We start from the raw sequence: 21,231 nt of genomic DNA, 5'->3' as shown, positions 1-21,231 counted from the left end.
TCACCCGGGCGCGTCGGCTTTTAGCAATGCCTTGCGATATGAAAACACCATGAATTTCGATCTCTACGGATTCGGCCCCGCGCTCGCCGCTGGCGCGCTGATGACCGTCAAACTGGCGCTCACGGCCCTGTGCCTGGGGCTGGTGCTCGGCCTGGCCGGCGCCCTGGCCAAGACGTCCCCGTACAAGCCGCTGCAATGGCTTGGCGGCGCGTACTCGACCCTCGTTCGCGGCATTCCCGAACTGCTGTGGGTGCTGCTGATCTATTTCGGCACGGTCAACCTGATGCGTGCCCTCGGCGAGTTCTTCGGCAACCCCGACCTGTCCCTCAGCGCCTTTGCCGCCGGGGTCATCGCCCTGGGCCTGTGCTTTGGCGCCTACGCCACCGAAGTGTTCCGTGGCGCGATCCTCGCCATTCCCAAGGGCCACCGCGAAGCCGGTGTGGCGTTGGGCCTGTCGAAGTTTCGCATCTTCACCCGCCTGATCATGCCGCAGATGTGGCGCATCGCCCTGCCGGGCCTGGGCAACCTGTTCATGATCCTGATGAAGGACACCGCGCTGGTCTCGGTGATCGGCCTGGAAGAAATCATGCGCCACGCGCAAATCGGCGTGACCGTGACCAAGCAGCCCTTCACCTTCTTCATGGTCGCGGCCTTCATGTACCTGGGCCTCACCGTCCTGGCGATGACCGCCATGCATTTCCTGGAAAAACGCGCCGCCCGCGGCTTTGCAAGGAGCACCCAATGAGCGGCGACTACAGCTGGCTGGCGCATTTCGACCTGGGCCTGAACTGGGCCGTGATCATCAAGTGGCTGCCCAAGCTGGCCCAGGGCGCGATCCTGACCCTGGAGCTGGTGGCCATCGCCGTGATCGCCGGCCTGCTGCTGGCGATTCCGCTGGGTATCGCCCGCTCCTCGCGACGCTGGTACGTGAGCGCCCTGCCCTACGCCTACATCTTCTTTTTCCGGGGCACGCCGCTGCTGGTGCAGTTGTTCCTGGTCTACTACGGCCTGGCGCAGTTCGATGCGGTGCGCGAGAGCTTCATGTGGCCGTACCTGCGCGATCCGTTCTGGTGTGCCACCGCCACCATGACCCTGCACACCGCCGCCTATATCGCCGAGATCCTGCGCGGCGCGATCCAGGCGATCCCGCCCGGTGAGATCGAAGCGGCGCGCGCCCTGGGCATGTCCAAGCCGAAGACGCTGTTCTACATCATCCTGCCGCGCGCCTCGCGCATCGGCCTGCCGGCGTACAGCAACGAAGTGATCCTGATGCTCAAGGCCAGCGCCCTGGCCAGTACCGTGACCTTGCTCGAACTGACCGGCATGGCCCGTACGATCATCGCCCGCACCTACTTGCCGGTGGAGATCTTCTTTGCCGCTGGCCTGTTCTACCTGCTGATGGCCTACATCCTGGTGCGCGGCTTCAAGCTGCTGGAACGCTGGCTGCGCGTCGATGCGTGCCAGGGACGTTGAAGCGCGCTTTGAAGCGCTGGATACATTCCTGATCGAACACCAAGGGCTGTGGCGACCACGGCCCTTCACCCACCGGCAATTACCCTGGGAAGCCGAACACCCCGCGCTCTCCCAGTGGCTGCGCCAACGTTCGTTGGCCGACGCCGAAACCGCCCACAACCATCCCCATGACTTACCCGCGCCCGCACCTTTTCCACAGCTGGCCAGCCAGGCGTTGGCGCTCGGTGCTGTGGATAAGTTACCGACCATGCCCCTTGAGCCCGCCCGCCATCGCCTGAATGTCGATGTGCCCGGGCGCAAATGGCAACAGATCGAAGCCTTCGGCGCGGCGCTGGGATTTGCCGCAACGCCGACACACTGGCTGGACTGGTGCGCCGGCAAGGGCCACCTCGGCCGCCGCCTGCTGCAAACCGGGCAACACCTGACCTGCCTGGAATATGACCCCGCCCTGATCGCCGCCGGCCAGGCCTTGAGCGAACACCACGGCCTGCCCGTGACCCATCGCCTGCAAGATGTGATGGCCGACGTCACGCTCAGCGCCGAGCACACGCTCGTTGCCCTGCACGCCTGCGGTGACCTGCACGTGCGCCTGCTGCAACTGGCCAGCAGCGCCGGCTGCAAGCAACTGGCCCTGGCGCCCTGCTGCTACAACCGCATCGGCGCAGAGCGTTATCAAGCACTGTCCAGCGCAGGCCAGGCGTCGGCATTGCAGCTGTCAATCGACGACCTTGGCCTGCCCCTCAGCGAAACCGTCACCGCCGGCGCCCGCGTGCGCCGCCAACGCGACATCTCCATGGCGCGGCGCCTGGGCTTCGATCACCTGCAACGGCAACTGCGCGGCTGTGACGACTACTTGCCCACCCCTTCACTGCCCAGTGCCTGGCTGGATAAACCCTTCGCCGACTACTGCCGGGAACTGGCGGCGCTCAAAGGGTTATCCACAGGCAGGCAGGATTGGCTGGCGCTGGAGGCGCACGGCTGGCGGCGACTTGCCGAGGTCAGAAACCTGGAATTGCTGCGTGGTCTGTTTCGGCGCCCGTTGGAGCTATGGCTGGTGCTGGATCGGGCACTGTTTCTGCGCGAAAACGGCTACAGGGTCGATGTCGGCAGCTTTTGCGAAGCGGCATTGACGCCGCGCAACTTGATGGTGCTTGCCGAGCGCGATTAGAGGGCAAGATTGTCGCACCCAATCCTGTGGATAACTCTGTTGATGAATTCTTTACAGCGCCTGTAGCCGTCTGCGTTAGCGGCCAAAAGCCAGGCTGATCATTTTTTGTTCACAAAATAAAACACACGTAAAACAGGTAGTTGCGACGTGTTGAGAACAGATCCACAGAATCGCTGTTTAACCCCGTCAGCAACCAACCAATTGTGCATAAGCATTTGGCATCTTGCCTATAACGCGCCCGCTCAAGGCGTGTTTTTTGCCCTGGTCAGCACCCGGCACAGCTCGTTGATATCGTCGCTGGCGAGGCTCTGGCCCACGTTATCCAGCGGGTCTGAACCAAAGGCCAGGGCTTCGCTGAAGGACAGATCGCGGTGCACGACATCCAGCAGCTGTTCACCCAGGCGCAGCTTGAACGCTTCGACCATGTCCAGGCTGAACGCCGAATGCTCATCCAACTGGTTGATCACGAAGTGACAACGCGGCGGGTGATGGCGCTCACGGTAAGGCGCCAACAAGGCCTCCATCTGGTCCAGCGTGCCGAGGCAGGCGGCGTCCGGCTGGACCACCACCAGCACGATGTCGGCGACGTTCAGTGCTTGGTGCAGGTACGCATTGTTGCCAGCGGGGGTATCGATGATCACCGTCTGGCGCTCGCTCAAGCCCAGCACCGACAGGCGCTGCGCCAGCCATGTCGGCTCGCGGGTGAGCCAGCGCTGGAGGTTTTCCTGCTGCTGCACATCGGTGTCGCCAAAGGGCATCACCTGGCAACCGGCAAACCCCGCTTGCAAGACACTCTGCCATTGCGCATTGATCAAGCTGGTGCGGCCGATACCCGGTAGCTCATGGCCCACACCAAAGTGCTGGCGCAGGGCGTTCTGCGGGTCGAGGTCCAATGCCACCACCGACTCGCCCAGGCGCTGCAAACCGCTGCTCAGAGCCGTGACCAGGGTACTGCGGCCCACGCCACCATTGACGGAAACCACGGCCAGCACCTTCGGGTGCGGCGCATTCGAATCAAAAGGCAGGGTGTGTTCGTAGGCATAAGGCGTGTTGGCGCTGAAGCGCGAACCGTCCTTCGCATTCACGCGAGTGCCATCATCGAAGGGGATGGTGCCGAAAAAGTGCAGTCGAGCGTTGCGCCCTTCCGGGTCGCGGGACACGCCCTTGCCGAACAAGGCAAACAGATCATCAGTGCGGCTCATGGCCGGAGCTCCTTCACGGCGCGTTTAAAGACGTGGGAGGTCGGCAAGAAAACAAGGGGCTTACCGCAGTCTTTTTGTAGGCGCTGTCGTTGGGCCATTTTGTGACAGAGATCAGGGGGTGTCATTATTTTGGTGATATTCTCAGCCTTCTTTCGGACGAGCGGAAAACAGCCAATTTACTGACGTTTAAATCCCGTTATTTCTGGCCCCGTGATTTCACCGTGCCATTGTTTTTTACCCGCTATCACCGCACCATTGCCGCACCTTCCAGGCTGCAAGCTCGGGTATAGCTGTGGCGATACGCTTTAAAATCCCCCGGATTCTGTTCGGTTTTGCCATCACGCTGATGCTGGGTGGCGGGCTGCTGGGCGATTTGCATGCCGATTGGGATTTCAGCCAGATCAGCCGTCGCGCCGAGGCGCTCTATGGCCCACTCGGCGCCGGGCGCCAACGCATCGATGCCTGGCAAAACCTGCTGTCGACGCAAAAGCAAATCGGCGAGCTTGAGCAACTCAAAGTGGTCAACCTGTTCTTCAACCGGCAGATGAAGTACGAAGAAGATATCGACCTGTGGCACGAGATTGATTACTGGGCGACCCCCATTCAATCCCTGTGGAAAGGCGCCGGTGACTGCGAAGACTACGCCATCGCCAAATACTTCAGCCTGCGTAACCTCGGCATCCCGGCCGACAAGCTGCGCATTACCTACGTAAAGGCCTTGCGCCAGAACCGCGCGCACATGGTGCTGACCTACTACGCCAGCCCCGAAGCCATGCCGTTGGTCCTGGACAGCCTGATGGACCCGATCCTGCCCGCCAGCCAGCGCACCGACCTGCTGCCGGTCTACGCGTTCAACGGTGAAGGGTTGTGGCTGACCGGGGCGGCGGGCAACAAGAAAGTCGGTGACACCAAGCGCCTGTCGCGCTGGCAGGATGTCTTGAAGAAAATGACCGCCGAAGGGTTTCCGGCCAGTTCGGATAATTAACAGGAGCTACGATGTCACTGTTCAAACAATTGCTGATCGCTATCTGTGTGTTTCTCGTGGTCGCCTTCAGCGGTAGCTTCGTGGTCAGCCTGGAAAGCTCGCGTACCCAGTACGTCAACCAGCTGCGCTCCCACGCCCAGGACGCGGCCACCGCGCTGGCGCTGTCGCTGACGCCGAACATCGACGACCCGGCGATGACCGAACTGATGGTCAGCTCGATCTTTGACAGTGGCTACTACGCCAGCATCCGCGTGATCGACCTGAGCAATGACCAGGTGCTGGTGGAACGCTCTGCCGAGCCCGACGCCAATGGCGTGCCGGCCTGGTTCGTGAAGATGATCGGCCTCGCGCCGGCCGGCGGCGATGCCATCGTCAGCCGTGGCTGGCAGCAGGCGGCGCGCGTGGAGGTGGTGAGCCACCCAATGTTCGCCCTGGCCAAACTCTGGCAAAGCGCCCTGGGCAGCCTCGGCTGGCTGCTGCTGTGCGGGGCGGCGAGTGCGATCCTCGGGGCCTTGCTGCTGCGGCGTCAGCTCAGGCCGCTGGACTATATGGTCGAGCAATCCCACGCCATTGCCCGGCGTGAATTCCTCAGCCTGCCCGACCTGCCGCGCACCCCGGAATTGCGCCGCGTGGTGCAAGCCATGAACCAGATGGTGGAGAAGCTCAAGGCACTGTTCCACGAGCAGACCGAACGCAGCGAGAAACTGCGCGTGGAGTCCTACCAGGACAGCCTGACGGGCCTGGCCAACCGGCGTTATTTCGAGATGCAGCTCAGCTCCCGCGTCAGCAACCTGGAAGAGCCCAGCTCCGGCTACCTGCTGATACTGCGCGTCAACGACCTCGGCGGCCTCAACCAGCGCCTCGGCGGGCAACGCACCGACCAGTTGCTGCAAGCCGTCAGCCAGCAACTGGTGCGCACCTGCGCCAAATACCCGGAAACCCACAACCTGATCACCCGCAGCCGTGGTGGTGAATTCGCGGTGCTCGCGCCAGGCCTGGTGCGTGACGAAGCCCGGCAATTGGCCCAGGAGCTGGAAACCACCCTGCAAAGCCTGCACGAAACCGGCGCCACCGACATGCCCACCGTGGCCTATATCGGCCTGGCCCCGTACAACCCCGGCGACGCCTCGGCCGACCTGCTGATGCTGGCCGACCAGGCCCTGGCCCAGGCGGAAGCCAGCAGCGGCCAGACCTGGGTGTGCCTGGAGCACCAGACCGCCGGCACCGTCAGCGATGACCCGCACAGCTGGCATACCCTGCTCGACCACGCCCTGAAGCAAGGGCGTTTCCGCCTGTTCTTCCAGCCGGTGGTGAGCAGCAGCGATACCCAGCGAGTGCTGCATTACAAGGTGTTGTCGCGCCTGCTCGACAACGAGGACCAGACCATCGCGGCCGGTCACTTCCTGCCGTGGCTGGAGCGCTTCGGCTGGACCGCGCGCCTCGACCAAGTGATGCTCGATCTGGTCATCAAGCAATTGGCCCAGCACAACCAGTCAGTGGCCCTGAACCTTTCCGCCGCCACGTTGAACGACCCGCAGGCCATGGAGCAGATCTTCGAACGACTGGCCCAGCACCCGGCACTGGGGCCGCGCCTGATCCTGGAAATCGGTGAAGAGCAAGTGCCCGAGCAAACCCAGCTTGAGGTGATGCTGCGGCGCATGCGCAGCCTCGGCTACAGCCTTGGCCTGCAGCGTTTCGGTGGGCGTTTCAGCATGATCGGCAACCTGGCGAACCTGGGCCTGGCCTACCTCAAGATCGACGGCAGTTACATCCGCGCCATTGACCAGGAAAGCCACAAGCGCATCTTTATCGAAGCCATCCAACGGGCCGCCCACAGCATTGACCTGCCGTTGATTGCCGAGCGCGTGGAAACCGAGGGTGAGTTGCGGGTAATCCGCGAGATGGGCGTCGAAGGGGTACAAGGCCAACTGGTCGGTGAACCGGCGCCCTGGAAGTAAAACATCGAAGCCTCATGCCTCCTTGACGCGGATGCCGTAAAGGAGGTGTGGCGTGTTCAGATCAGGCCGGTTTCATCGTCATTGATCAGTTCACTCAAGCCGCCCAGCGCCGCCCGGGCCTGGGTCCGCTCCAGAAACTTGGCCTGTGCCGCCGGCGGCAAGTCGGTGATGCGGATCACGCCTTTGGATGTCAGCACCTGGATCAAGTCGTCGAGCACTCGAATCATCTCAAGGTCACTGTTCTTGAGCTGCTTGAGGCTGTCTTCGATCTCATCGCCGGCAAACCACGCCTGGATCTCGTGATGGTCCGCCGGTAGCGTCTCGGTGGCTTCCGCGTAGGCCTGCGCCTCGACGCGTACCAAAGCGTTGTTTTGATCGCGTTGCACGTAGAACATCAGCGTTCTCCCAATAAAAAATCCCTGCAGGCGCCGCGCACGACGCCCACAGAGATTACACACATTTCCCCGAAGCCGATGCCACTGGGGCGCCAATCCCGAAAGATTGCCGCCCCGGTGGTGATCAGTCGTGGTGCTTGACGGTCAGGTCGCCACCGGCGATCAGGTTGTTGATCGCGCTGCTGCCGTTGCCCCAGTTCGCGCCATCGACCTTGATCGTCACATCGGCCGTACCGCCACTGGTGGTAAACGAACCGCTGCTGCTCACGCTCAGCGTCGAGTTGCCCGACGAGTCGGTGGTCAGCTTCAGATACTTATCCAAGTTGCTGTCGGTATTGCCTTGCAGCAAGTCGGACAGGTCCAGCTTGTCGCCTTCGCTGTGCTTGAAGTCAGTGATGCGATCAAAGCCGCCGCTGGTGTTGGTATCGCCTTTGAGCCAGACGAAGGTATCGGCACCTGCGCCGCCGGTCAGGATGTCATTGCCCTTGCCGCCCACCAGGATGTCGTTGCCGGCACCGCCATTGAGGGTGTCGTTGCCGCCCTGGCCGAACAGGATGTCGTTGCCTGCGCCACCCAGCAGGGTGTCGGCGCCATCGTTGGTACCGTAGATGTTCGACGCGTTGGCCAAGGCCCCGACGTCCTGCACATGCTCAGTGATGTACTGGTGCAAGGTGCGATCGTCAATCAGGTCAGGCGTAGTCGACAGCTTCTCGGCAGCGAAGGCCTTGAGTGCCGCATTGCCTTCCTGGCCTTTGTAGCTGATCAGGTCGCCGAACAGGATGTCGTTGCCCGAACCACCGGAAACGTTGTCCGCGCCGGCATCGGCGGTGTGGCCGGTGATGGCGTCTGCCAGCTTCTCGGTGTCGATGGTGGAAACCACCTTGTCGGTATCGAACTGCTTGAGCACGGTGCTATCGATGCTCGAACCCAGACCGATCGCCTCGACCACGACTTTGTCGGGCACCGAGTTGACCAGATCGCTGTAGGCCGTCTTGGCGTTTGCCAGTGCGGTGCTGGAGTTGTTGTAGACCGCAGCAACGTCGAAGCCGCCATTGCTGTTGGCCACAACCGTACCTTCATAGTTCGAGTAGCCGCGGCTGTCGTAGGAGTAAACCTTACCGCTGCTATCGACAATCATCCGCCAGTTGCCATTGATCACGGCGTAGACCGGACTGCTCTGGCCCAGGACGTAATTGGAGTTGTTCACCATGCTGTCAAAGTAAACGCTGGAGCCCTTGTTGCCGCCGCTATAGCCCAGGTACGGGTTGCCCTGCACGTCGGTGTACACGTTCGGCGAACCGTCGGTGATGAAGTACGTGAGGTTTTTCGCACCGGCGTTGCTGGTGGCGTCGCTGCTCTTGAACCAATCCGAGGCCGCTTTGAACGCGTCCTGGTAGTTGGTCATGTCGCTGGAATTGGACACCATCTGGTTCAACACGGCCTGCAAGGCAGCCTTGGCGGCGGTCTTGTCGGCCAGGTTGACCGAGACTTCAGACTGGACGCGGGTGTCGAAGTCCACCAGCAGCACTTTCACAACGCCCGAGTCTTTAGTCGCGGCATTGGCAATCAAGGTATCGAAGATGCTCGAGAGCTGATCCTTGATCGACTTCATGGCGGTCGAACCGATACTGCCCGAGGTGTCGACGAGGAACGCGATGTTGTAGTTGGTACCCGGCGTGGTGATACCGCCTTTGTCGCCGACCACAATGTTGTTCGCCGAGCTGGAACCCAGGTCGATGGTATCGGCACCCGCGCCGCCTTCCAGGTTCAGGGTGTAAACCTGCGACTTGACCGTGATGGTGCTGGTGGCAACCGACGAGCTCAAGCTGTCGGAACCGGCGCTGTCCTTCACGGAGATGTCGATGAGACGATCACCGGTGGTTGGGTACTTGCTGGTGCTGGAGTACTGGAACGACTCCAGCAGCGCCTTGTAAGTGGCCGAATCCGCTACGCCCGAGAGCGTCAGCACGATCTTGCCGCTGACGTCGGTACCGACGCTGGTTAAGGTCACGCCTTTGTAAGTACCGCCCACCGCAATCAGGCTGGAGCTGAGCTGATCGCCCGAGCTGGCGTTTTTCAGGGTGATGGTCGCACTTTGCATCTGCGTGCTGTCGACGTCGGCAATGCCCACGCTGGCAGTGATCGCAACGCCGGCGTCGGAGCGCTCGGTGTACGAGGTGCTGTAGCCGGTGGCGAGAGCGCCGTCTGCGGTGCTGAGGTCCAGCACTGGGGCGTCGTTGACCGGGGTGATCACGATGCTCACCTTGCCGCTCGACGTCACGGTTTCACCGGTGCTCTGCTCGGTGGAGGTTGCCTTCACGGTCAGGTCGAAGGTCCCGGTGGAATCCTTGACCGGCGTGACCGTCAGGGTTTTCAGGTTCCAGGTGCTGACATCGTAGAGCGTGCCCGTGCCGGTCGAGGTGTAGGTATGACCGGTGGTGCCGTCGGTGATCACGGTGCCTTTCGGCAGGCCGCTGATTTCCACCTTGTGCAACTCCGAACCGTCGTTATCGGCAAACGTCGCGGTAATCGGGCTGACCTTGATGACGGTGTCTTCCAGGCCGCTGTTATAGACATACCCGGTGTAGTAACCCTCGCCATTGACCACATGGCTGTCGCCCAGCACCGCACCGGCGGCTTTCAACGCCTCGATGCTGGTGTAGGTCTGGATGCCGCTGCTGCCCAACGACACCGAAGGGGCGTTGTTGATCGACACATTGACGTTGTAGTTGCCCGCGCCAGCCTGATTGTAGTGGTAGATATCGAGGGTGTAGTAGCCCGACTCGGTCGGCGTGTAGGCCGAGCCGGTGATCGCGCTGCCGCTGCTCCAGGTTTCGGTCGCAACCAGCTTGCCGCCCACGGTGATTGCCAGGCTGTCGTCGGCCGTACCGGTGAAGGTATAGCTCTTGCCCGCTTCCAGGTAGATCAGGCCCGAGACCTTGGTCGCGGTGGTGGCCGTCACATTGTCGTTGGCCACGGTGTGGATCACACCGGTGGACACAGCGCTGGCTGCGGTTTTGGCGTCGATGACCTTGATCAGGTCGTCGGATTTGACTACGCCGTTACCGTTGGTGCCCAACGCAGTCGGCAGGTTGCCGCCCGTCCAGGTCTGGATAACCAGGCCCTGCGCCGCAGCGCCGGCCTGAGTCACCGTCACAACCCCCGCATCCGCCAGCGGATGGATATCCACGGTGATGGTTTTGGTCTCGCTGTTGGTGTTGCCGTCGGTGGCCTGGAACTTCAGCTCGGTGTAGTGACCTTGCTTGTTGCCCACGCCGGTGCCGCCGAAGCTGCTGTCACCGGACTCGTTCTCCGCCGGGCTGTAACGCACGTTGTGGTTATCGAAGTCCGCCTGGCTGAAGGCCTTGCCGGCCGACGTGGCGGTTGCCAGATCGGCCGTGGTGAGCTTCACCCACACGCCGTTGACGTTGTACTCGATGGAACCGGCAGGCAGCGCGGTGAACACCACTTTCGGGTTCGCCGAGTCTTCATCCTTGACGCCGAAGGTGGCCCAGGTCAGTTCGACCGGGGTGTCTTCGTTGCTCTGGATGCTGCCGTTGGTGGCGGTTGGGGTGTCGTCGACCAAGGTCACCGTCGGCTGCGCAACGTTATGCGAGTTCAGGCCTTCTGGGTCGGTAACGGTCAGGTCGATCTTCGGCAGCTGGTTGCCGGCGTTGACGAAATCAGCACCTTTCTGGGTCAACACCACGTTGTTGCCGGAGATGCTGTAGTAGCCGCTCGCGTTGGTGGTGCCGGTGAAGGTGATGGTCAGGCCCGAACGTGGGGTTTCTTCGTCGGTCGCAACGAAGGTACCGGCCACGGTGCCGACCTTGGCGGTGTCTTCAACGATGGTGGTCGGCGTGATGGTGATCACTGGCACGTCGTTGTGCAGGTTAACCACTGGCTGAGCGTTGTTGTTGGAGCTCAGGCCTTCTGGGTCAGCGACAGTCAGGTCGATCTTCGGCAGCTGGTTGCCGGCGTTGACGAAGTCGGCGCCTGCTTTGGTCAGCACAACGTTGTTGCCAGAGATCGCGTAGTAACCGGCAGCGTTGCTAGTGCCAGTGAAGGTGATCGTCAGGCCAGCACGTGGGGTTTCTTCGTCGGTCGCGACAAAGGTACCGGCGACGGTGCCCGTGGTGACCGAGTTCTCTTCCAGAGTGTTGGCGGTGACGGTGATGACCGGCACGTCGTTGTGCACGTTGACCACTGGTTGGTCGGAACCTTTGGAGTTCAGGCCTTCAGGATCAGTAACGGTCAGATCGATTTTCGGCAGCTGGTTGCCGGCGTTGACGAAGTCGGCGCCTGCTTTGGTCAGCACTACGTTGTTGCCAGAGAGCGCGTAGTAACCGGCAGCGTTGCTAGTGCCAGTGAAGGTGATCGTCAGGCCAGCACGTGGAGTCTCTTCGTCGGTCGCAACGAAGGTACCGGCGACGGTGCCTGTAGTGACCGAGTTTTCTTCCAGGGTGTTGGCAGTAACGGTGATGACCGGCACATCGTTATGCACGTTAACTACTGGCTGGTCGGAACCTTTGGAGTTCAGACCTTCAGGATCAGTAACGGTCAGGTCGATTTTCGGCAGCTGGTTGCCAGCGTTGACGAAGTCAGCACCTGCTTTGGTCAGCACGACGTTGTTGCCAGAGATGCTGTAGTAGCCAGCCGCGTTGCTGTTGCCCGTGAAGGTGATCGTCAGGCCAGCACGTGGGGTTTCTTCGTCGGTCGCGACAAAGGTACCGGCGACGGTGCCCGTGGTGACCGAGTTCTCTTCCAGAGTGTTGGCGGTGACGGTGATGACCGGCACGTCGTTGTGCACGTTGACCACTGGTTGGTCGGAACCTTTGGAGTTCAGGCCTTCAGGGTCGGTGACGGTCAGGTCGATTTTCGGCAGCTGGTTGCCGGCGTTGACGAAGTCGGCGCCTGCTTTGGTCAGCACAACGTTGTTGCCGGAGATGGCGTAGTAGCCAGCGCCGTTGGTGCCTGGAGTGAAGGTGATCGTCAGGCCAGCGCGCGGAGTTTCTTCGTCGGTCGCAACGAAGGTACCGGCGACGGTGCCCGTGGTGACCGAGTTCTCTTCCAGGGTGTTGGCGGTGACGGTGATGACCGGCACGTCGTTGTGCACGTTGACCACTGGTTGGTCGGAACCTTTGGAGTTCAGGCCTTCAGGATCAGTAACGGTCAGGTCGATTTTCGGCAGCTGGTTACCGGCGTTGACGAAGTCGGCACCTGCTTTGGTCAGCACAACGTTGTTGCCGGAGATGGCGTAGTAGCCAGCGCCGTTGGTGCCTGGAGTGAAGGTGATCGTCAGGCCAGCGCGCGGAGTTTCTTCGTCGGTCGCGACAAAGGTACCGGCGACGGTGCCTGTAGTGACCGAGTTCTCTTCAAGGGTGTTGGCGGTAACGGTGATGACCGGCACGTCGTTGTGCACGTTGACCACTGGTTGGTCGGAACCTTTGGAGTTCAGGCCTTCTGGGTCAGTAACCGTCAGATCGATTTTCGGCAGCTGGTTGCCGGCGTTGACGAAGTCAGCACCTGCTTTGGTCAGCACTACGTTGTTGCCAGAGATCGCGTAGTAACCGGCAGCGTTGCTAGTGCCAGTGAAGGTGATCGTCAGGCCAGCACGTGGGGTTTCTTCGTCAGTCGCAACGAAGGTACCGGCGACGGTGCCTGTAGTGACCGAGTTCTCTTCAAGGGTGTTGGCGGTAACGGTGATGACCGGCACGTCGTTGTGCACGTTGACCACTGGCTGGTCGGAACCTTTGGAGTTCAGACCTTCAGGATCAGTAACGGTCAGGTCGATTTTCGGCAGCTGGTTGCCAGCGTTGACGAAGTCAGCACCTGCTTTGGTCAGCACGACGTTGTTGCCAGAGATGCTGTAGTAGCCAGCCGCGTTGCTGTTGCCCGTGAAGGTGATCGTCAGGCCAGCACGTGGGGTTTCTTCGTCGGTTGCAACGAAGGTACCGGCGACGGTGCCCGTGGTGACCGAGTTCTCTTCCAGGGTGTTGGCGACAACGGTGATGACCGGCACGTCGTTATGCAGGTTGACCACTGGCTGCGCGTTGTTGCTGGAGTTCAGGCCTTCTGGGTCGGTGACGGTCAGGTCGATTTTCGGCAGCTGGTTACCGGCGTTGACGAAGTCGGCACCTGCTTTGGTCAGCACAACGTTGTTGCCGGAGATGGCGTAGTAGCCAGCGCCGTTGGTGCCTGGAGTGAAGGTGATCGTCAGGCCAGCGCGCGGAGTTTCTTCGTCGGTCGCGACAAAGGTACCGGCGACGGTGCCTGTAGTGACCGAGTTCTCTTCAAGGGTGTTGGCGGTAACGGTGATGACCGGCACGTCGTTGTGCACGTTGACCACTGGTTGGTCGGAACCTTTGGAGTTCAGGCCTTCTGGGTCAGTAACCGTCAGATCGATTTTCGGCAGCTGGTTGCCGGCGTTGACGAAGTCAGCACCTGCTTTGGTCAGCACTACGTTGTTGCCAGAGATCGCGTAGTAACCGGCAGCGTTGCTAGTGCCAGTGAAGGTGATCGTCAGGCCAGCACGTGGGGTTTCTTCGTCAGTCGCAACGAAGGTACCGGCGACGGTGCCTGTAGTGACCGAGTTCTCTTCAAGGGTGTTGGCGGTAACGGTGATGACCGGCACGTCGTTGTGCACGTTGACCACTGGCTGGTCGGAACCTTTGGAGTTCAGACCTTCAGGATCAGTAACGGTCAGGTCGATTTTCGGCAGCTGGTTGCCAGCGTTGACGAAGTCAGCACCTGCTTTGGTCAGCACGACGTTGCGGTTGCCAGAGATGCTGTAGTAGCCAGCCGCGTTGCTGTTGCCCGTGAAGGTGATCGTCAGGCCAGCACGTGGGGTTTCTTCGTCGGTTGCAACGAAGGTACCGGCGACGGTGCCTGTAGTGACCGAGTTCTCTTCCAGAGTATTAGCTGTAACGGTGATGACTGGCACGTCGTTGTGCACGTTAACAGTCGGTTGGCCTTCGCCATTCGAGTGAGCGCCCGCTGGATCAGTAACGGTCAGGTCAATCTTCGGCAGCTGGTTACCAGCGTTGACGAAGTCCGCGCCTGCCTTAGTCAGCACAACATTGTTGCCGTCGATGGCGTAGTAACCATCAGTGTTGGTGCCCGGAGTGAAGGTGATGGTCAGCCCCGAACGTGGGGTCTCTTCGTCAGTCGCGGTGAAGGTACCGGCGACAGTACCAACGGCAGCCGAGTTTTCTTCAATCGTGGCCGGAGCAACGGTGATCACAGGCACGTCGTTAACCAGGTTAACGGTCGGCTGGCCTTCGCCATTCGAGTGAGCGCCTGCTGGATCAGTAACGGTCAGGTCAATCTTCGGCAGCTGGTTACCAGCGTTGACGAAGTCCGCGCCTGCCTTAGTCAGCACAACATTGTTGCCGTCGATGGCGTAGTAACCATCAGTGTTGGTGCCCGGAGTGAAGGTGATGGTCAGCCCCGAACGTGGGGTCTCTTCGTCAGTCGCGGTGAAGGTACCGGCGACAGTACCAACGGCAGCCGAGTTTTCTTCAATCGTGGCCGGAGCAACGGTGATCACAGGCACGTCGTTAACCAGGTTAACAGTCGGCTGGCCTTCGCCATTCGAGTGAGCGCCTGCTGGATCAGTAACGGTCAGGTCAATCTTCGGCAGCTGGTTACCAGCGTTGACGAAGTCCGCGCCTGCCTTAGTCAGCACAACATTGTTGCCGTCGATGGCGTAGTAACATCAGTGTGGTGCCCGGAGTGAAGGTGATGGTCAGCCCCGAACGTGGGGTCTCTTCGTCAGTCGCGGTGAAGGTACCGGCGACAGTACCAACGGCAGCCGAGTTTTCTTCAATCGTGGCCGGAGCAACGGTGATCACAGGCACGTCGTTAACCAGGTTAACAGTCGGCTGGCCTTCGCCATTCGAGTGAGCGCCCGCTGGATCAGTAACGGTCAGGTCAATCTTCGGCAGCTGGTTGCCGGCGTTGACGAAGTCCGCACCCGCCTTGGTCAGCACAACATTGTTGCCGTCGATGGCGTAGTAGCCAGCCGAGTTGCTGCCTGGAGTGAAGGTGATGGTCAGACCCGAACGAGGAGTCTCTTCATCAGTCGCAGTGAAAGTACCGGCGACGGTACCTACAGCGGCGGAGTTCTCTTCAATCGTGGCCGGAGCAACGGTGATGACCGGTACGTCGTTAACCAGGTTAACAGTCGGTTGGCCTTCGCCATTCGAGTGAGCGCCCGCTGGATCAGTAACGGTCAGGTCAATCTTCGGCAGCTGGTTACCAGCGTTGACGAAATCAGCACCTGCTTTGGTCAACACAACATTGTTGCCGTCGATGGCGTAGTAGCCAGCCGAGTTGCTGTTGCCAGTGAAGGTGATGGTCAGACCCGAACGAGGAGTCTCTTCGTCAGTCGCAGTGAAGGTACCGGCGACGGTGCCTACAGCGGCGGAGTTCTCTTCGATGGTAGCCGGAGCAACGGTGATGACCGGCACGTCGTTAACCAGGTTAACAGTCGGCTGGCCTTCGCCATTCGAGTGAGCGCCTGCTGGATCAGTAACGGTCAGGTCAATCTTCGGCAGCTGGTTACCAGCGTTGACGAAGTCCGCACCCGCCTTGGTCAACACAACATTGTTGCCGTCGATGGCGTAGTAGCCAGCCGAGTTGCTGTTGCCAGTGAAGGTGATGGTCAGACCCGAACGAGGAGTCTCTTCGTCAGTCGCAGTGAAGGTACCGGCGACGGTGCCTACAGCGGCGGAGTTCTCTTCGATGGTAGCCGGAGCAACGGTGATGACCGGCACGTCGTTAACCAGGTTAACAGTCGGTTGGCCTTCGCCATTCGAGTGAGCGCCCGCTGGATCAGTAACGGTCAGGTCAATCTTCGGCAGCTGGTTACCAGCGTTGACGAAATCAGCACCCGCCTTGGTCAGCACAACATTGTTGCCGTCGATGGCGTAGTAGCCAGCCGAGTTGCTGTCTGGAGTGAAGGTGATGGTCAGACCCGAACGAGGAGTCTCTTCATCAGTCGCGGTGAAGGTACCGGCGACAGTACCTACAGCGGCCGAGTTCTCTTCAATCGTGGCCGGAGCAACAGTGATAACCGGCACATCGTTAACCAACGTCACATCCGGCGTGGCCGCATCATGCGCGCTGCCTTTGTCGGCATCGGTCACGGTCAGATCAATCGCCGGCAGTTTGTTGCCAGCGTTGACGAAGTTCGCACCCGCCAGGGTCAGCACCACGGCATTGCCAACGAGGGTGTAGTAGCCATCTTTGTTGCTGTCGCCGGTGAAGGTGACTTTCAGCTGGGCAACCGGGGTTTCCACATCGCTGACGGTGAAGTTACCGGCAACGGTGCCTTCCGCCACTTGGCCTTCCACCAGGGCGTTGGCAACCACTTCGATGACGGGCAGGTCGTTGACCGAAATCACGTTGATCGGCAGCGTGATCGACTCGGACTTAGGCAACGCATCGCCATCCTGCGCCGTAGCGGTCACGGTCAGGTTGACCACGCCGTAGGCGTTTGCCACCGGGTTGTAGACCAGTGTGGCTCGGCTCCAGTCGCTGATGTCGACGCTTTGATTGCCGGCCGTCGCGGTGAAGGTGTGGCCCGCGCCATCGGAAATGGTCGCGCCTGCCGGGATGCCGCTGATTTCCAGCTTGAGCGTCTCGGAGCCATCCTTGTCGGTGGCGTAGGCGTCAATCGCCGACAGCTTGATTGCGTGGTCTTCCAGGCCGGTGTTCAGCACCTGGGTCACGCTGATGTTGTCCAGCACGCCGCCGTAGGAGTTGTTGGTATCGCCGGCCGGGGCCTTGAATTCGAGCTTGGCATCACCGTCGGCAGTGACCGGCACCACGAAGGTGTAGGTCTTCATGCCCACGACGGTGGTGTCCAGGGTGCCGACTTTGACGCCGCCCCAGAATACGTCGATCACCGAATCGTTCTCGTGACCGAGACGCGGCGAGTAGTCGACCGAGATGCTGTAAGCGGTGCCGCTTTCAGCCTTGATGATGGTGTACAGGCTGGAGTCGTCGCCGGCGTTTTTCTCCAGCTCGATGACCTGGCTGTTGCCCGGGGTCTCGACGCCGTAGATGCTGCTTTGGCCGATTTCGACCTTGCCGTCGCTGTTGCCGGTCATCCACTGGGTGGCAGGACCGGTGCCGGCTGCATTGTTGGCATTGCCGACGGCGACGGTGCCCCACGAACCGTTGAGGTTCGCGCTGTCGAAGTTGATCGCGCTGACGACGCCGCCACCGAGCAGGCCCAGGTGCGGGGTGTCGGTGACCGGTGCAATGGTCACAGGCGCGGTGGTGACGTCGCTGGCTTTACCGGCATTGTCGACCGCCGTGAAGGTGACCGCCGTTGTGCCGCTCCAGTCAGCCGTTGGGTTGAAGTAGACCAACGCCTTGCCGTCAGCGCCCGCAGGCACCGAGTCACCGACCTTGAGTTCGGTGGTCATGCTTTCGTCGCTGTACAGCTTGCCGTTCTCCGGCAAGGTGGTGATGACGAACTTGGCAACGGTGCCGTCCACATCGGCGCCGCTCAGTACGATCGTGGCCGCGTGGTCTTCGTCTGCGCCGGTAGAGCTACCGGTTGCAGTCGGCGCATCGTTGAACAGCTCGACAGTCACCTTGCCATTCGCAGTGCTGGTTTCTGGCGGCTCTCGGTCGAGGTTACCGCCACCGTTATCGGTGACAGAGATGCTCACGGTGCGATCAGTACCGGCCGGGTTGTTGCCCGGGGCCTGGAAGGTGATCGCTTCAACCAGCTTGATGAAGTCGGCGGCGCTGCTGCCGGCCGGCAAGTTGCTGGTCAGGGTGTAGACGATCTTGCCATCGGCGGCGCTGCCGCTTTCGGTGATGGTGATACCGGCAACGGCGAGGGCCTTGAGCACGTCGGCGTTGGTGAGCAGGTCGCCAGACACCAGGTGATCAACGGTGACCACCACTTTGCTGAAGGTTTGGTTGTCGACGTCGGTGATGCTCAGTTTTTCAACCAGTGCCACGGCGCCTTTTTGCTCGACAAACTTGGTGCTGTCGAAGCTGATCACCGGCGCATCGTTGACCGGCACCACGTAGATCACGGAGGTCACTGGCGCCGAATCCGCCTGGCCGTCGTTCACGGTGATGGTCAGGTTGCGGTTGACCGGGCTCGGGTCTTCGCTTTCGCTGGCGAAGTGCACCGAACGCAGGACTTCCTGGTATTCAGCCTTGGTGGCTTCGCCGGACAGGGTCAGCACACCGGTGGTCTTGTCGTAGCTGACGGTGATCTTGGTGTTGCTGACATCCGCGATCAGCACGTCGTCGGTCAGGTGGTTGACCAGCGTGACCTTGGCGCTTTGCAGGGTGGTGTTGTCGACGTCGGTGATGGTCAGGTTCGCCGCGACGTAGCCGCCTGGCTTGCCTTCGATGTAGGTGTCGCCGAACGCGTTGGTCGATTCGTTGCCCAGTACTGGCGCGTCGTTGACGGCTGTAACCACCACGCTGATCTTGCCGGTGGTGACTTCTTCAACGCCGGTGCTCTGCTCTTTGGCGGTGGCTTTCACGGTCAGGTCGAAGCTGGCGGTCGAGTCCTTGAACGGGGTAACGCTCAGGGTGCCCAGGTTCCAGGTGCTCACGTCGTACAGCGTGTTTGCGCCGGTCGAGGTGATGGTATGGGTGCCGTCGGTCAGCACGGTGCCTTCCGGCAGGCCGCTGATTTCGACCTTGTGGGATTCCGAGCCGTCGGTGTCGACAAACTTGACGTCAATCGGCGCGATCTTGATCGCGGTGTCTTCCAGGCCGTGGTTGTAGACGTTGCCGGTGTAATAGCCTTCGCCATTCACCACGTGGCTATCGCCCAGCACCATGCCGGCGTCTTTCAACGCTTCGATACTGGTGTAGGTCTGCACGCCGCTGCTGCCCAGCGATACCGACGGGCCGTTGTTGACCGACACGTTGACGTTGTAGTTGCCCGGGCCGTTCTGGTTGTAGTGGTAGATGTCGAGGGTGTAGTAACCCGACTCGGTCGGCGTGAAGGCCGAGCCATTGATACCGCTGCCTTGGCTCCAGGTCTCGGAAGCAACCAGCTTGCCGCCCACGGTGATTGCCAGGCTGTCGTCGGCTGTACCGGTGAAGGTGTAGCTCTTGCCGGCTTCCAGGTAGACCAGGCCGGACACTTTGGTCGCGGTGCCTTCGGCCACGTTGCCGTTGTTGACATCGCTGGTCACGCCCGTGGTGGCTGCGCTACCGGCGGCTTGGCCGTTGATCACCTTGATCAGGGTGTTGGAGTCGGTCACGCCTTGGCCGTTGGTGCCCAGGGCACCCGGCAGGTTGCCGCCGGTCCAGGTCTGAATGGTCAGACCGGTTGGCACTTGGCCGATGGTCAACACCGGCACATCCGTCACCGGGTGGATATCCACGGTGATGGTTTTGGTGTCGCTGTAGGAGTTGCCGTCGGTGGCCTGGAATTTCAGCTCGGTGTAGTCACCTTGCTTGTTGCCCACGCCAGTGCCGCCGAAGGTGTCATCGCCGGATTCGTTTTCCGCCGGGCTGTAACGCACGTTGTGCGCATCGAAATCAGCCTGGGTGAAGACCTTGCCTGCCGAGGTGTCGGTTTTCAGGTCGGCCGTGGTGAGCTTGACCCACTCGCCGTCGACTTTGTACTCGATGGAACCGGCCGGCAGGCTGGTGAACACCACGCCTGGGCTGGTGGTGTCTTCATCCTGAACGCCGAAGGTCGCCCAGGTCAGTTCGATCGGGGTGTCTTCGTTGCCTTCGATGTGGTTGTCGATGGCGGTCGGGGTGTCGTCAACCAGGGTGACGGTTGGTTGGCCAGTGCCGTTGGAGTGCAGGCCTTGTGGGTCGGTGACGGTCAGGTCGATTTTTGGCAGCTGGTTGCCGGCGTTGACGAAGTCCGCACCTTTTTGGGTCAGCACGACGTTGTTGCCGGAGAGGCTGTAGTAGCCGTCGGCGTTGCTGTTGCCCGTGAAGTCGATAGTCAGGCCATCACGTGGGGTTTCTTCGTCGGTCGCGGTGAAGGTACCGGCGACGGTGCCTGCGCTGGCGGTGTCCTCAACAATGGTGTTGGCCGCAATTTCGATTACCGGCGCATCGTTGTGCAGGTTGACCACTGGTTGGTCGGAACCCTTGGAGTTCAGGCCTTCTGGGTCGGTGACGGTCAGGTCGATTTTTGGCAGCTGGTTACCAGCGTTGACGAAGTTCGCGCCTGCTTGGGTCAGCACAACGTTGTTACCAACGATGGCGTAGTAGCCAGCTTCGTTGCTGCCCGGCGTGAAGCTGATGGTCAGGCCGTCACGTGGAGTCTCTTCGTCTTTGGCAACGAAGGTACCGGCGACGGTGCCTTCTACGGCCGAGTTCTCTTCCAGGGTGTTGGCGACAACGGTGATCACCGGCACGTCGTTGTGCAGGTTGACCACTGGTTGGTCGGAACCTTTGGAGTTCAGGCCTTCTGGGTCGGTAACAGTCAGGTCGATCTTCGGCAGCTGGTTGCCAGCATTGACGAAGTCAGCACCTTCTTTGGTCAGCACAACGTTGTTGCCAACGATGGCGTAGTAGCCAGCTTCGTTGCTGCCCGGCGTGAAGCTGATGGTCAGGCCATCACGTGGAGTCTCTTCGTCTTTGGCAACGAAGGTACCGGCGACGGTACCCTCAACGGCCGAGTTTTCTTCCAGGGTGTTGGCGACAACAGTGATCACCGGCACATCGTTGTGCAGGTTGACCACTGGTTGATCGGAACCCTTGGAGTTCAGGCCTTCTGGATCGGTAACGGTCAGGTCAATCTTCGGCAGCTGGTTGCCAGCATTGACGAAGTCAGCACCTTCTTTGGTCAGCACAACGTTGTTGCCAACGATGGCGTAGTAACCCTGCGTGTTGGTGCCCGGCGTGAAGCTGATGGTCAGGCCGTCACGTGGAGTCTCTTCGTCTTTGGCAACGAAGGTACCGGCGACGGTGCCTTCTACGGCCGAGTTTTCTTCCAGGGTGTTGGCGACGACAACGGTGATCACCGGCACGTCGTTGTGCAGGTTAACCACTGGTTGGTCGGAACCTTTGGAGTTCAGACCTTCAGGATCAG

General features: G+C 60.8%; 9 protein-coding genes. 5 read left to right on the top strand and 4 right to left on the bottom strand.

Translation table 11 applies throughout. The annotated features are described in order from the left end of the window. Positions 1–49: 49 nt before the first annotated feature. The 3 genes from PSH87_RS01555 to PSH87_RS01545 are packed head-to-tail and all read left to right on the top strand — an operon-like array spanning position 50 to position 2,641. Complete coding sequence (locus PSH87_RS01555) at positions 50–745, top strand: ABC transporter permease (RefSeq protein ID WP_017738340.1); 696 nt, start codon at positions 50–52, stop codon at positions 743–745. A gap of 38 nt (positions 746–783) precedes the next feature. After that, a complete protein-coding gene (locus tag PSH87_RS01550; protein WP_025999969.1) occupies positions 784–1,473 on the top strand; it encodes an ABC transporter permease in 690 nt (229 codons plus the stop codon). Next, positions 1,454–2,641 carry a methyltransferase gene (locus PSH87_RS01545; RefSeq protein ID WP_305432225.1) on the top strand — a complete coding sequence of 396 codons (1,188 nt, stop codon included), beginning with the start codon at positions 1,454–1,456 and terminating at the stop codon, positions 2,639–2,641. The genes PSH87_RS01550 and PSH87_RS01545 overlap by 20 nt, the downstream gene beginning before the upstream one ends. 242 nt (positions 2,642–2,883) lie before the next feature. Here PSH87_RS01545 and bcsQ read toward each other — a convergent pair whose 3' ends face one another. Then, complete coding sequence (bcsQ, locus tag PSH87_RS01540) at positions 2,884–3,843, bottom strand: cellulose biosynthesis protein BcsQ (protein WP_017738338.1); 960 nt, start codon at positions 3,841–3,843, stop codon at positions 2,884–2,886. A gap of 292 nt (positions 3,844–4,135) precedes the next feature. On the opposite strand from bcsQ, the gene lapG reads away from it, so the two are divergent. Together lapG and lapD are read left to right on the top strand one after the other, a co-directional pair. Beyond that, on the top strand, positions 4,136–4,828 hold the full coding sequence (gene lapG, locus PSH87_RS01535) for a cysteine protease LapG (protein ID WP_207041063.1): 693 nt from the start codon (positions 4,136–4,138) through the stop codon (positions 4,826–4,828). A gap of 11 nt (positions 4,829–4,839) precedes the next feature. Further along, entirely contained in the window at positions 4,840–6,786 is a 1,947-nt protein-coding gene (gene lapD / locus PSH87_RS01530; protein ID WP_017738336.1) for a cyclic di-GMP receptor LapD, read from the top strand. A 56-nt stretch (positions 6,787–6,842) separates the two neighbouring features. Here the strand turns inward: lapD and PSH87_RS01525 are convergent, their stop codons facing one another. The 3 genes from PSH87_RS01525 to PSH87_RS01515 all read right to left on the bottom strand — a co-directional run bounded on the left by PSH87_RS01525 (position 6,843) and on the right by PSH87_RS01515 (position 21,190). Next, positions 6,843–7,181, bottom strand: coding sequence for a hypothetical protein (locus PSH87_RS01525; protein ID WP_017738335.1), 339 nt, complete (start codon positions 7,179–7,181; stop codon positions 6,843–6,845). A 124-nt stretch (positions 7,182–7,305) separates the two neighbouring features. Continuing rightward, complete coding sequence (locus PSH87_RS01520) at positions 7,306–14,868, bottom strand: type I secretion C-terminal target domain-containing protein (RefSeq protein ID WP_305432222.1); 7,563 nt, start codon at positions 14,866–14,868, stop codon at positions 7,306–7,308. Next, positions 14,858–21,190, bottom strand: coding sequence for a hypothetical protein (locus PSH87_RS01515; protein ID WP_305432221.1), 6,333 nt, complete (start codon positions 21,188–21,190; stop codon positions 14,858–14,860). The genes PSH87_RS01520 and PSH87_RS01515 overlap by 11 nt, the downstream gene beginning before the upstream one ends. Positions 21,191–21,231 lie beyond the last annotated feature (41 nt).

Origin of the sequence: Pseudomonas sp. FP453 (assembly GCF_030687495.1) — a bacterium.
Classification (GTDB): Bacteria; Pseudomonadota; Gammaproteobacteria; order Pseudomonadales; family Pseudomonadaceae; genus Aquipseudomonas.
Note: the sequence above shows the minus strand (reverse complement) of the source record. Positions and strands in the feature narration are given on the sequence as shown.

Excerpts from the sequence above, each read along its gene's own strand:
- PSH87_RS01555 (WP_017738340.1), top strand. The coding sequence starts at position 50 with ATGAATTTCGATCTCTACGGATTCGGCCCCGCGCTCGCCGCTGGCGCG.
- PSH87_RS01545 (WP_305432225.1), top strand. The coding sequence starts at position 1,454 with ATGCGTGCCAGGGACGTTGAAGCGCGCTTTGAAGCGCTGGATACATTC.
- PSH87_RS01525 (WP_017738335.1), bottom strand. The coding sequence starts at position 7,181 with ATGTTCTACGTGCAACGCGATCAAAACAACGCTTTGGTACGCGTCGAG.
- bcsQ (WP_017738338.1), bottom strand. The coding sequence starts at position 3,843 with ATGAGCCGCACTGATGATCTGTTTGCCTTGTTCGGCAAGGGCGTGTCC.
- lapD (WP_017738336.1), top strand. The coding sequence starts at position 4,840 with ATGTCACTGTTCAAACAATTGCTGATCGCTATCTGTGTGTTTCTCGTG.